At 35.9% G+C, this 12,510-nt stretch carries 14 protein-coding genes, 2 tRNA genes and 1 pseudogene; 9 read left to right on the top strand and 8 right to left on the bottom strand.

The features are described 5' to 3' along the window. Window positions 1-5 precede the first annotated feature (5 nt). The 4 genes from fmt to gpmI all read left to right on the top strand — a co-directional run bounded on the left by fmt (window position 6) and on the right by gpmI (window position 4,973). Window positions 6-905, top strand: coding sequence for a methionyl-tRNA formyltransferase (gene fmt / locus ABWU48_RS00940; protein WP_353288404.1), 900 nt, complete (start codon window positions 6-8; stop codon window positions 903-905). A gap of 80 nt (window positions 906-985) precedes the next feature. After that, a complete protein-coding gene (purH, locus tag ABWU48_RS00935; protein WP_209472590.1) occupies window positions 986-2,497 on the top strand; it encodes a bifunctional phosphoribosylaminoimidazolecarboxamide formyltransferase/IMP cyclohydrolase in 1,512 nt (503 codons plus the stop codon). Window positions 2,498-3,347: 850 nt separating this feature from the next. Beyond that, window positions 3,348-3,419 (top strand) — tRNA-Asn (locus ABWU48_RS00930). Window positions 3,420-3,452: 33 nt separating this feature from the next. Beyond that, window positions 3,453-4,973: a 2,3-bisphosphoglycerate-independent phosphoglycerate mutase gene (gene gpmI / locus ABWU48_RS00925; protein WP_341820502.1), complete on the top strand. Its 1,521-nt coding sequence runs from the start codon at window positions 3,453-3,455 to the stop codon at window positions 4,971-4,973. Window positions 4,974-5,012: 39 nt separating this feature from the next. Here the strand turns inward: gpmI and fabD are convergent, their stop codons facing one another. Next, window positions 5,013-5,993, bottom strand: coding sequence for an ACP S-malonyltransferase (fabD, locus tag ABWU48_RS00920; RefSeq protein ID WP_264373760.1), 981 nt, complete (start codon window positions 5,991-5,993; stop codon window positions 5,013-5,015). Window positions 5,994-6,121: 128 nt separating this feature from the next. On the opposite strand from fabD, the gene rpmE reads away from it, so the two are divergent. The 3 genes from rpmE (at window position 6,122) to ABWU48_RS00905 (ending at window position 8,606) form a co-directional block, all read left to right on the top strand. Then, the gene (gene rpmE, locus ABWU48_RS00915) at window positions 6,122-6,325 is read left to right on the top strand and encodes a 50S ribosomal protein L31 (protein WP_007548602.1); all 204 of its coding nucleotides are present in this window, start codon (window positions 6,122-6,124) and stop codon (window positions 6,323-6,325) included. A gap of 38 nt (window positions 6,326-6,363) precedes the next feature. Beyond that, window positions 6,364-7,158 (top strand): NAD kinase, encoded by a 795-nt coding sequence (locus ABWU48_RS00910; protein WP_070356930.1) that lies wholly within the window; start codon window positions 6,364-6,366, stop codon window positions 7,156-7,158. A gap of 83 nt (window positions 7,159-7,241) precedes the next feature. After that, window positions 7,242-8,606 carry a hypothetical protein gene (locus tag ABWU48_RS00905; RefSeq protein ID WP_353288403.1) on the top strand — a complete coding sequence of 455 codons (1,365 nt, stop codon included), beginning with the start codon at window positions 7,242-7,244 and terminating at the stop codon, window positions 8,604-8,606. 240 nt (window positions 8,607-8,846) lie between these two features. Here ABWU48_RS00905 and ABWU48_RS00900 read toward each other — a convergent pair whose 3' ends face one another. The 6 genes and pseudogenes from ABWU48_RS00900 to ABWU48_RS00875 all read right to left on the bottom strand — a co-directional run bounded on the left by ABWU48_RS00900 (window position 8,847) and on the right by ABWU48_RS00875 (window position 10,972). Next, window positions 8,847-9,011, bottom strand: a complete 165-nt coding sequence (locus ABWU48_RS00900) for an IS3 family transposase (RefSeq protein ID WP_080717614.1) — start codon at window positions 9,009-9,011, stop codon at window positions 8,847-8,849. After that, window positions 9,001-9,165: a DDE-type integrase/transposase/recombinase gene (locus ABWU48_RS00895; protein WP_156768661.1), complete on the bottom strand. Its 165-nt coding sequence runs from the start codon at window positions 9,163-9,165 to the stop codon at window positions 9,001-9,003. Before ABWU48_RS00895 ends, ABWU48_RS00900 begins: the two co-directional genes overlap by 11 nt. Window positions 9,166-9,249: 84 nt before the next feature. Next, window positions 9,250-9,465: an IS3 family transposase gene (locus ABWU48_RS00890; protein WP_245836010.1), complete on the bottom strand. Its 216-nt coding sequence runs from the start codon at window positions 9,463-9,465 to the stop codon at window positions 9,250-9,252. Window positions 9,466-9,612: 147 nt separating this feature from the next. Further along, a complete protein-coding gene (locus tag ABWU48_RS00885; protein ID WP_038198869.1) occupies window positions 9,613-9,897 on the bottom strand; it encodes a transposase in 285 nt (94 codons plus the stop codon). Between the two features lie 72 nt (window positions 9,898-9,969). Then, window positions 9,970-10,573 (bottom strand): annotated as a pseudogene (locus tag ABWU48_RS00880) (transposase); the annotation flags it as partial. A 33-nt stretch (window positions 10,574-10,606) separates the two neighbouring features. Beyond that, complete coding sequence (locus ABWU48_RS00875; protein WP_353288402.1) at window positions 10,607-10,972, bottom strand: transposase; 366 nt, start codon at window positions 10,970-10,972, stop codon at window positions 10,607-10,609. Between the two features lie 33 nt (window positions 10,973-11,005). Between ABWU48_RS00875 and ABWU48_RS00870 the strand changes: the two genes are divergently transcribed. After that, the gene (locus ABWU48_RS00870) at window positions 11,006-11,149 is read left to right on the top strand and encodes a hypothetical protein (RefSeq protein ID WP_353285498.1); all 144 of its coding nucleotides are present in this window, start codon (window positions 11,006-11,008) and stop codon (window positions 11,147-11,149) included. 486 nt (window positions 11,150-11,635) lie between these two features. Here ABWU48_RS00870 and ABWU48_RS00865 read toward each other — a convergent pair. Further along, window positions 11,636-11,708 (bottom strand) — tRNA-Gly (locus tag ABWU48_RS00865). Window positions 11,709-11,888: 180 nt separating this feature from the next. Between ABWU48_RS00865 and ABWU48_RS00860 the strand changes: the two genes are divergently transcribed. Continuing rightward, a complete protein-coding gene (locus ABWU48_RS00860; RefSeq protein WP_353288401.1) occupies window positions 11,889-12,509 on the top strand; it encodes a ribonuclease D in 621 nt (206 codons plus the stop codon). The last annotated feature ends 1 nt before the right edge of the window (window position 12,510 follow it).

Below are 12,510 nucleotides of genomic sequence, written 5' to 3'. Positions count from 1 at the left end.
ACACCATGAGAATTATTTTCATGGGATCACCAGGATTTGCTGTTAATTCTCTGAGCTTGTTACTGAAATCAAAGAGCGAAGTGGTGGCAGTATACACCAAGGCTCCAAAACCTTCAGGGCGTGGACAGAAGCCAACGAAATCTCCAGTACATGTTATCGCTGAAGAAAGTAACATAGAGGTATGTACTCCTATCTCTCTAAAGTTCTCGGCAGAGCAGGAAAAATTTAGAAATTTCAAACCAGACGTTGCAGTTGTAGCTGCGTATGGATTGATACTTCCAAGAGAAATTTTGAATATTCCAAAATATGGTTGTATTAATATTCATCCTTCATTACTACCAAGGTGGCGTGGTGCAGCCCCGATACAGCACACAATTTTAGCAGGAGATCAAGAAACCGGGGTTAGCATTATGCAATTGGATGAAGGATTAGATTCCGGCCCTATTTTAAAACAGGAAAAATTTCTTATCGAAAAGAACGATAACTACAAGACATTGCATGATAAATTGTCTAAATTAGGCAGTGATTTACTGCTTGAGGTGTTAAATGAAATTGAAAAACAGGTTCCTATAGAGCAGAATGATAATGATGCATGTTACGCTAACAAAGTGGAAGACTATAAAATTTATGCAAGTGATGCCTGTGAAGTTGCTTATAGAAAGGTTAAAGCGTTTTACCCAAAAGCGTTCATCAAGATAGAGAATAAACGTATCAGGATACTTGATGCTGACTTTGAAGCTCTCGCTTCAGAACAAGGCAAGATCGTTAATGATAATATGCACATAAGTTTAAAAGGTGGCACTTTAATTCCTAAAGTTGTACAAATGGAAGGGAGAAATCCTTGCAGTATTGAAGATTTTATTCGTGGCTTGAAATCAAGCATGGTAAAAAAATTTATAGAATAGGCTGCTTTAAATTAGTGTAGAAATGTAATAGCTAAATTTCCTTTTCTTAGATATAATCTTAAAAAACTTTCCATATAAAAATGAAAATAAAAAGAGCTTTAATATCAGTATACGATAAAACGAATATAATTGATCTTGCATCGTTTTTAACGCAGCAACAAATAGAAATTCTTTCAACGGGCAATACTTATAAAGTGCTATCTAGTGCAGGAATAAAAACACAAGAGGTCTCAGATTACACACAATTTCCAGAGATACTGGGTGGTAGAGTAAAAACTTTACACCCTAAAATTCATGGAGGCATACTTTGCAATAGAGAAAAACACAAAACGGAAATACAAAATCTAGGTATTGAGCCAATAGACCTGCTTATAACTAACCTATACCCATTTTGGGAGACAGTAAGTAGCAGCTCAAATGAAGAGCAAATTATAGAACAAATTGATATCGGCGGGGTGGCGTTAATTAGAGCTGCAGCAAAAAACTTTCGTTTTACTTCAGTTATTTCTAGCATTCAAGACTATGAAGCACTAAAAGCTGAGATGATAAAAAATAACAATGAAACAACATTGGAATATAGAAAATATTTAGCAACCAAAGCATTTGCTCTCACTGCACACTACGATTCTAATATTCACAGTTGGTTTTTATCCCAGAGTAAAAATAATGAGTTGCCAGAGTTTTTCGCACTATATGGGCATAAAGTACAAGAACTCAGGTATGGTGAAAATCCCCATCAAAAAGCTGCATTTTATAGTAATCAATTTACAGAATATCCGTTGGAAAAACTACATGGAAAAGAGTTGAGTTATAATAATATAGTAGATATAGAGTCCGCACTTAACATAATTTCTGAGTTTAAAGAGCCTGCAGCAGTGATAATCAAGCACAATAACCCATGTGGCGCTGCTGTTAGTAATAATGCTTTGGAGGCATATGAAAAGGCTCTATCATGTGATGAAGTAAGCAGTTTTGGTGGCATAGTTGCCTTAAATCGGGAGATAGATTTAAAGCTAGCAGAAAAATTAAACGAGATATTTTTGGAAGTAGTGATAGCACCATCGGTAAACAATGAGGCACTAAAAATTTTACAAAGAAAGAAAAATTTAAGAGTGATTATTCATAAATCTTTCCAACAAAATGTGAAATACCAAATTAAAAATGTTGTTGGTGGGTTTTTGGTGCAAGAAAATAATGACCACACAATAAAAGCAGAACAAGTAACAAAGTGCACTACAACAGAAAAAGAAAAGGAAGATCTTATTTTTGCCTGGAAAATATGTAAACATGTGAAATCCAACGCAATAGTTATAGCAAAAGATGGTTGTGCTATTGGCATCGGCGCAGGGCAAACAAGCAGAATAGATAGTGTGAACATTGCAGTGAAAAAAGCAGGTGAAAAATGTAAAGGTGCAGTGCTTGCTTCAGATGCATTTTTTCCATTCCCAGATAGCATAGTAGAAAGTGCAAAACATGGAATTACAGCTATAATTCAGCCCGGCGGCTCGCTAAAAGATCAAGATGTGATAAAAGCTGCAAATGAAAATAAAATTGCTATGTTTTTCACTGGCGTTCGCAGTTTTTTCCATTAGGCTTTGTGTCTTATCGTCATACCGCCACAAACCGTCATACCGCGATTCATTCGCGGTATCTCTCAACATAGATCCCGCTAGCGGGATGACAAATATACCGCCGCGGCGCTAACAAGAGATCCCGCTAACACGTAGCGGGATGACGGTTGTCAGCCAAGTAGCCCCCTATGATGTCATTCCAGCGCCCCTATGATGTCATCCCAGTGCCCCCTGTAATGTCATCCGAGTAGCTGACACTGGGATGACACCCTCCTAGTAGAAACGCTTTTGTAATTGCAACATTCGTGCAATCTTTAGCCATAAACATTAAGAAATTTACCAAACGAAAAAAAAGGCAAAAGAAGCCCTGGGGTTATTATCTGCTTTAAAATATTGGCGTTTTTTATGTTTTAAACGCTTGACAAGCAAGATTTAGCTGCTTTTAATTGCAACTAACCTATGCTGCAAATGTTTAAGAAATTTACTAAGCAGAAAAAAAGACAAAGAATCCCCGAGTTAGCTAGTCCTTTACTATCTCTGTCGAGTATTGGCATTTTTTGATGTCTTGTAACGCTTTATAAGCGCGTTCAGCTTATTTAGATAAAAATCTAGATGTAGATGAAGTTTTGTAAAGACATACAGTATCTATATACTGCAAAAAATTGAACATAAGACGCCGATACATTAAGTAATCATTACCTTTTAATCTGCAGATTGGCGAAAGCAAATACAATAGCTTCAGTTTCATGATAAGAGGGCTGGCGGAGTTTGTCAAGTAAGTTTTTTTGTTTCTATGGGTCAGTTGGACTTCAAGTCTACACAAAAAACGTTTACAACCAACGTTCAACATGGTAAATTAAAAACGGTTTATTCCTCGGTAGCTCAGTGGTAGAGCAGTTGGCTGTTAACCAATTGGTCGCTGGTTCGAATCCGGCCCGGGGAGCTTTTCTCTGTGAAATTCTAGTGTTGATTTTATATGAACATTAAATCAGTGGTTTTATGTATACTAGATGGCTGGGGAAATGGAGTAGAAAGCAGTAAATACAATGCTATTAGCAACGCAAATCCACCCTGTTGGCAATATATTAGCTCTAATTATCCAAAATGCAGTTTATCCGCCTGTGGAACTGATGTGGGGTTACCTGGTGGTCAAATAGGTAACTCAGAAGTTGGCCATATGAATATTGGCAGTGGTAGAGTGGTAATACAAAGCCTTCAGCGCATTAATCAAGAGATTGGAACAATAGAAAACAATGTAAATCTACAAAGTTTTATTAATGATCTAAAAAGTAAGAACGGAGTATGCCATATAATGGGATTGGTGTCCGATGGTGGTGTTCATTCGCATCAAAAGCATATTTCAACTTTAGCAAATAAAATATCACAGCATGGAATAAAAGTGGTGATACATGCATTTTTAGATGGCAGAGACACATTGCCAAATTCAGGAAAAAAATGCATTCAAGAATTTACAAAGAGTATAAAGGGAAATGACACAAGAATTGCTACTGTTTCTGGGCGTTACTATGCTATGGACCGTGACAACAGGTGGAAGAGAACAATCGAAGCTTATGAGGCTATCGCATTTGCAAAGGCACCTTGTCATGATAATGCAGTATCGTTGATTGAGAATAACTATCAAAATAACATAACTGATGAGTTTATCAGGCCCGCAGTAATAGGTGATTATCAAGGTATAAAACCAGAAGATGGAGTGCTGTTGGCTAACTTTCGTGCTGATCGAATGATACAATTAGCAAGTATTTTGCTTGGCAAAACAGATTACGCTAAGGTAGCAAAATTCTCTTCAATTTTAAGTATGATGAAGTATAAAGAAGATCTCAAAATTCCTTATATTTTTCCTCCTACTTCTTTCGCTGATACTCTAGGACAAACAATAGAAGACAATAAATTACGACAATTACGTATCGCCGAAACCGAGAAATACGCTCATGTGACTTTCTTTTTCAATTGTGGAAAAGAAGAACCTTTCTCTGGTGAAGAAAGAATACTCATTCCCTCACCAAAAGTTCAAACTTACGATTTGCAGCCCGAAATGTCAGCCTTCGAGCTCACAGAAAAGCTTGTAGAAAAAATTCACTCCCAAGAATTCGCACTGATAGTTGTAAATTACGCTAATCCTGATATGGTAGGGCATACAGGTAATATAAAAGCAGCCGAGAAAGCTGTGCTAGCTGTAGATGATTGTCTTGCGAAAGTGCTGAATGCTGTTAAAAAGTCAAGCAACACCGCATTAATTGTTACTGCAGACCATGGTAACGTGGAATGTATGTTCGATGAAGAAAATAATACACCTCATACAGCACACACTCTAAATAAAGTGCCATTTATTGTGTCTTGCGATAATCTAAAACTAAGAGACGGAAGGTTATCTGACATTGCCCCTACTATTTTACAGCTACTTGGAATTAAAAAACCAAACGAAATGACAGGCAGTTCGTTGATTTCTTGCATTACCCTCTGTCATTCCAGCTAGGCAGCGTTATGCACCGGAATGACATCAAATAGATGTGTTTTAACTTAATCCAACTTTTAAATTTTTCGCTGTTAGTACTAATGATTCATTAAAGAAGCTGTCAATATCACCAATACTATCTATATTTTTTGTACTGATAGATTGGTCAATTCTTTTGACCAAATTAGATAAAACTTTATTAGGGCCAATTTCAACAAATTTGTTAATGCCACGGCTTGACATATACAAAACCATTTCTCTCCATTTCACTCTGCTTACAACTTGCTTGGCGAGTAAAGTTTTTATAACTTTGGGATCACTCTCCTCTTTAGCTGTAACATTTGATATCAAAGGAACTATAGGACGGGTTATTTTAATACCCTTCAAAAACTCCAAAACTTTTTCATCAGCAGGTTTCATAAGAGATGAATGAAAAGGCCCACTAACCTGTAATTTAATTAGTTTCCTCACACTCGAGTTTTTGAATAAATCGGGTAACATTTCAAGAGCTTCTCTAGTGCCACTTATAACCACTTGTCCGCCACCGTTATCGTTTGCAATTTCACAAATTCCGTCAATTTGAACTGATTTCAATATATCTTCCACTTCATTTATCTCTGCTCCAAGCAACGCAACCATTCCGCCTTTACATTTCAGTGAAGCTTCATGCATTGCTTCGCTGCGAACTTTCAGCAGCTCGATTGCAGACTCAAGCGTTAACGCTCCTGCAGCACACAGCGCTGTATATTCGCCAACTGAATGCCCACAAACATATTTAACATTGTGATCAGTGAAAAGAGATTTGCCAAACACATGCTCCATAACACGTAGCATTGCAATTGATACTGCCATTATAGCTGGCTGAGCGTTTTCTGTAATGGTTAATTCTTCAATAGGACCGTTGAAGATTAAATGAGACAGCTTTCCATCCAATATGCTATCTACTTCATTAAATACTTGTCTTGCAACAGAAAACTCACTATATAAGCTCTTTCCCATTCCTACAAACTGAGAGCCCTGACCGGGGAAAGCAAAAATCATGATAGTTATTATTTATTCCTTATTAAATATACTACTTTATTTATTTTTTGTCAATATTTTAGAATAATGATTGACTTAGTGAATTAAGTTCACTAGAATATTAGCTGACTAAAAGTTTATAAACAACAATGAATTATCATAAAATTATTATAGTTATGACAGACGGTCAAGAGTTTGAAACTCGTTCCACTTATGGAAAGGAGGGAGATAGGGTAAAACTTGATAGAGATCCTCTTACTCACCCTGCATGGACTGGAAGTTTGACAAGCGGGTTAGCAAGTAAAACTAGCAAATTAGCTAAGTTTAACGATAAATATGGAAGCATTTTCTAATTCTCCTCCTCTTTAAGTGTTAGAGAGTTTACTGAAGCATGCATAAATACAAAAATATAGGCTATGTTGCTTCTCCATCACCAAAATCGCAGGAAGTATCTAAACTATTAAAGAAACTTAATTTTATCAATATAACAGAAGAAAATAAGTCCGAAATCGATCTATTGATAGTTGTTGGCGGTGATGGCTTTATGCTACGCACTTTGCACAATTACGTCATAGAAAATAAAAACATGCATGTGTATGGGATAAACACTGGCAATGTTGGGTTTTTGATGAATAAATGCTTTAGCTGCAGTGAAGATTTAATTGATCATATAGAGCATGCAACTTCAACTCAGTTAACTTTGCTAAAAATGGAAGCAACAGACACAAGTGGCAAGAGATATCATTACATAGCAGTAAACGAAGTATACGTTTTTAGAAAAGCGAACCAAATAGTAGAGATGAATATTACTATTAATGATAAGCTAAAAGTAGAAAAATTTAGAGGGGACGGAGTAATATTATCTACCCCCACAGGCAGCACTGCATACAACTTCTCTGCCGGTGGCCCAATCTTGCCGCTAAATTCAAATTTACTTGCACTCACTTCTATCAATAGCTATTACCCAAGGCATTGGAATGGAGCGTTAATATCAAACGATACAATCGTACAAATTGACATTAACGACACAAAAAACCGTCCAGCACTTGTAGTATCAGATTACAAGGAGTTTCATAATATATCACAGATAAAAATACAAAAAGACCATGAAAACACAATAACTTTGCTCTTTGACAAAGATTACCCTCTGAATGAAAGGATCTTTGATAGACAATTTCTATACTAATAATTATCCGTAAACTGGTATTTACTACATCTTAATAACTATAGCGTAATCAATGCAGCATAGTAATTAATTTTGGAGCAGATATGCATGGATTAGAAAACGGAGATAATGTCACACCAACTTCTTATACAAAAAAGGATGAAGATGGCAAGAAAGTACTGCTGACACCAGCACCTAGAAGCACAGTGCCACGAACAAACGATAAAAATGAAATTTCACACTCTACAAGTCCGTTTGATGGCGAGTCTGATGATAAAGAAACAGCAAACTTAAATATGGAAGGATCAGTTGGTGATGGATCAGAAGAACCTATTTATGCAACTATAGACCCAGATACAAAATCTTCGAAAAAGAGTTTAGACAGTGGAATAGATGGTCAAAATTCAATTCCAAGCAGACCCCCTTCTCAAGAGACAGTATTTGATGATCCTGATGATCTTGATAAAACATTAACACGTTTAAGCAGAGAATCAAGTAACAAACTTAGCAATGTACCTTCAACTTCTCCACCATCATATAAGACAGATGACTCTGAAGAGTCTTTGTCACTAAATTCTGATGTAGGTGGCACAACAAATAAAAAAACAAACAGATTCTTGCCAAGAGCAAAGTATTCCATGCAGCAGAAGGGCTTTATAATTTTTACTGCAAGTGCTATTATACTCAGTATATCTGCAGCTTTATTATATTTACAAGATAAAGCAAAATTTATTGCATTTTTTACAAACAGCCCAAAATATATCACTATACCAGTTATCGCACTTGCTGCATTGCTTGCAATTGGTCCAATATTTTTTGCAACAAGGCAATTTATAGATACTGAAGAACATTCCATTCAAAAAAAAGATGCGGATAAAATTTTAGCTGAGGTGTTGGAGCACCAGCCAAAAGATAAAGCTATAAAATCTGTAAGACTGGAATATAGCAATGGCACTCATTCAAATTTTGTACTTAATGCTTGGGAAGCTAAACAAGGCTTCACTAACATTGACGAAAAAGTAATTACTAGAACTAATAAAATAAAATCAGTAATTAACGACAGACCAATATTTACTGCATTATTTACTGGTGTAGTTGCTGCAAATATAGCGTTTCCTCTAGGGCTACTTGCAACACATGGTGTTAATGGTGTACAAAAATTTTACCAAAACCCTTTGACTAATAACATAGGATTATCATTACTTATAGGTTCTGGTATACTTGCATTATCAATTATATGTCTTGGCGTGCATTATTATAGAAAAACAAATTGCACTAACCTTATATATTCTGAAGAAGAGATTGATCCTAAAGATGTTAATGGGAAATTCATTGAGGAAATAAAACGAGAAAGAACAAATGTTCTTGGGGAAAATCACAGTAAAGACGCTAAACGCAGCAGCTTAACGCTTGAGCAAGTTGTGGTTCAATCTCATAATTGTAAGGATATTGTTTATAGTGTCGGTTAATAAAATGCATGATATAGCTAGTGCAGCCCTACGTCATACCGCTGCAGACCGTCATACCGCGATTCATTCGCGGTATCTCTAGATCCCGCTAACACGTAGCGGGATGACGATTGTCAGGGTAGCACCTCCCTCCCCTGTCATCCAAGTAGCTGACTGACCTTACCCAGAAAAAGTGGAGAGAAAGTTTGGAATGTTTTTCACAAAGAGAATGATGAATCAAAATGCTCAGGAATGCAATAGTTAATAGTGACGTTGTTTGTTATAAAAAATTTCTATGTATTCAAATATTGCAGTTCTAGTTTGTTGAGCAGAGTGTTGTGAAGTATCAATAAGTATTTCTCTTTTCAATGAGCTAAAGAAGCTTTCCACAACAGAATTGTCGTAACAACAACCTTTATGACTCATCTATGTTTTTTATGGATAAGAGATATTGATAACCTTGCGAAGTATATTGTGAACCTTGATCACTATGTAATAGTAGATTTTTGGCAGGTTTACGCTTGTTAACGGCCATTAATAAAGAGTCCATAACCAATTGTTTATTTATTGAACTGCTCATTAACTACCATGCGTGAATATAGATCGATTATTGTTGCCAAATATAGCCATCCTTCTTTGGTTTTTATATAAGTAATCCCATACTTTATTTGGTTGATCGACAATAAAGTTTTGGTCTAATATATTGGGAGCTACTGTCCGTTTGTTGTTTCTTAATTTTAAATTTTCTTCTCAATATAGCCTGAATACCATTTTTCTGCATAATACTTTGCACTGTTTTTAAGTTGCAACTTTTACCCAAAGCCTTTAATTCAGCATGAATTTTAGGAGCTCCATATCTACATTTAGAAGCTTGATATATTTTTTGAATATCTGCTAATAACTCTTTATTTGCTGATTCTCTACTGCTTATTTTCCTTGTAGTCCACTTATAGTAGCCACTAGCAGAAAACCCTACATAATTCCTGCACTTTATAGTGTTTACTATGCTCTTTTATGAAAAAATATTTTACTCTTTTTGACTGGCCAGGGCTTTTTTTAAAATGTCTCTTTCTCTTGTTACTTTTGCTAACTCTTTCTGTAAATCAAATCTCTCTTTGTCATAAGGTGCTACATCTGGAAATGCATTTGCCGCTGACTTTTTTTCGTTATATTTCTTCATCCATTTTCCTAATACACTATCCCTTATTCCTAGATCTCTTGCTACTTTTGCAACTGGTTGACCTACCTTTCTTTGTTCATTTGCCAGCTTAACAGCTTCCAATTTGAATTCTGCCGTGTATTCTCTTGCCATTTCTAATCCTCCAAAATTTTATTTTACCCGAAAAAACTCCTTTCTTTCTCTCCACTTTTTCTGGGTAAGGTCAGTCTGTCCAGGTTCCAAGATCGGTGTCAAAAATTGCTCAAACCATCCATTAAAAACATCCATATTACAGTGGCCTTCAAAGGTTAACGGAACAACTATCTTTCTTCCACTTAAGGCTGCAACCATACTGATTCGTTGAGTTTTCTTTCCAGATTTTAAGGCATAAAACCGCTGTCCTTTCTGGCAATATCCGTAGTTCGGTGTTATCAATGCCAGACTCATCTATATACACTAAGTTTTTAGGTTCTTTTGTCGCTATAATTTTCAAAAATTCAGCACGTTTTTCTTCGTTTCTTTCCTTGTATCCATATGTCTTTTTTTGCGCGTAAATCCAATTTTTTTAAGGGCTCGATAGATCGTTTGGATACTAACGTTGTTCCAAAGTTTAGCCATTTCCGATAGAGTCTTTCCTCCGTGTTCTCTGGCAAATTTGGCAAAGGTATCCCAGTCGGTAATTTTGTGATTGTAACCCCCATTTCCAAGTTTTTTTGATTGAAAGTCTCCTGTTTCTTTTCTTCTTTGCTGCCACTGTTTCTCTGCTTTCTCCTTCGTCTAGCGCTTCCATTGCTTTTTTTCTTAAATCATAACTATATGCTGCTGGCATTCAACCTCCTTATCATCATCTACCCTTATCCTATCACATCCGGACTTTTATGGAAAGAGCTATATTTTTATCAATTCTGCAATCATTTATCTTAATATTAAGTTTCTCAAACCTTCTTGATGCTTGTGAATAGCTGATAACTGCCAAATCTCTTCCTATTTGTTGCAAATACCCTTTTATAAACCCGACTGTTTGTCTTAAACCAATTCTAAAGAAACTGACGATTATATGCACCAAAATCACAACTTTATCACTATAAATATAGTTGCCGCCCTGCATTTTTGGACAATTCTCGTACCAATTTTCTATGGCGTCATTGATATAACAAAAAATGCTTCCTCTTTCTTGGAGAAATTTGTTATATTCATGGCAGTTACTGACTCTCATTTTTTGTGGCATATTTTTTCTTCAACAGTTAAATGGCTATTTATAATGAATTTTGTCAGTAACTGCCAGTTCTTTTCACTTGAGCGATGCAACAAAGCCATCCCAGTGTCAAGCACTGGGATGACATCATCCTTTTTTTGGGATTCCAGCGTCACGCGCTGGAATGACACCTCTCTTGGGCTCTCTTAGCTATAAATATTAAGGAATTTACCAAACGAAAAAAAAGGCAAAAGAAGCCCCGTGGTTGGCTAATTACTTACATTATACTTTCAAGTATGGCGTTTTTTTATTCTAAACGCTTAATAACCGCGATTTAGTTGCTTTTAAGCCGCAACTAATCTAAATTATAAACATTAAGAAATTTACTAAACAGAAAAAAAGGCAAAAGAAACCCTAGGGTAGCTAGTTATTCACTATCCATTTTTTAAATCGGCGTTTTTTGATGTTTTAAATGCTTTATAAGCGCATTTCAGCTTATATTAGGTAAAAACCTAGAAATTTTATAAAGACATAAGGTGCACATAGTGCAAAAAATTAAACATGGGACGCCAGATACGTGAGTTTTTTTGTCATTTAATCTGTACAGAGAAGATAAATAAATAGCTTCAGTTTCATGATAAGGGGGCTGGCGGAGTTTGTCAAGGGATTTTTGACGAAATGATTTTGAAAGCAAAGAGCGGGAGAAGGGGTTCGAACCCTCGACCTCAACCTTGGCAAGGTTGCGCTCTACCAACTGAGCTACTCCCGCAATTAAATTAACCTAAATTTACTTAATTATAGGCATATACAGCGATTTGTAAACCCCGTGTACACGAAAAATGTGAGAGCCCATAAATTTGCGTGGTTCCTTCTATGATCTTTTCGTATACTTAAGACTCATTTTTGATTATCATAGGTTTTCAATTGTGCCAAAAAATGTATTAATTTTATGGGAATATTTTTATATAAAGACGACTTGCCAGCTAGTTCAATACCAGATGATATAAGGTCTATAGCTGTTGATACCGAGGCAATGGGGCTACTTCATAGCAGAGATAGATTATGCCTTGTGCAGCTCTCTTTTAATGATGGCAACGCTCACTTAGTTCAACTCAAGAACGATTATACAGCGCCAAATTTAAGAAAAATATTAGAGGATAAAAATATAACTAAAATATTTCACTTCGCGCGATTTGATGTGAGCATAATACGTTATTACTTGGAAACTTGGGCACTTCCGTGCTATTGCACAAAGATAGCTTCACGTTTAGTTCGCACTTACACAGATAATCATAGCTTAAAAGAGTTGTGCTTAGAGCTGCTTGATACCAAACTAAATAAGCAGCAGCAATCTTCTGATTGGGGAAATGAAAATTTAACAGACAAACAAAAAAGTTATGCTGCATCTGATGTTTTGTATCTCCACAGGATAAAGGAAAAGCTAGACTTAATGCTGGAACGTGAAAATAGAAAAGAATTTGCCCAAAAGTGCTTTGAATTTCTTCCTACTCGTATTGAGTTAGACTTAATGGGTTGGGAAAACGTGGATATCTTTAACCACCAGATGTAAT

It is taken from the genome of Wolbachia endosymbiont (group A) of Tromatobia lineatoria (assembly GCF_964028565.1).
Taxonomy (GTDB): Bacteria; Pseudomonadota; Alphaproteobacteria; order Rickettsiales; family Anaplasmataceae; genus Wolbachia; species Wolbachia pipientis.
Note: the sequence above shows the minus strand (reverse complement) of the source record. Positions and strands in the feature narration are given on the sequence as shown.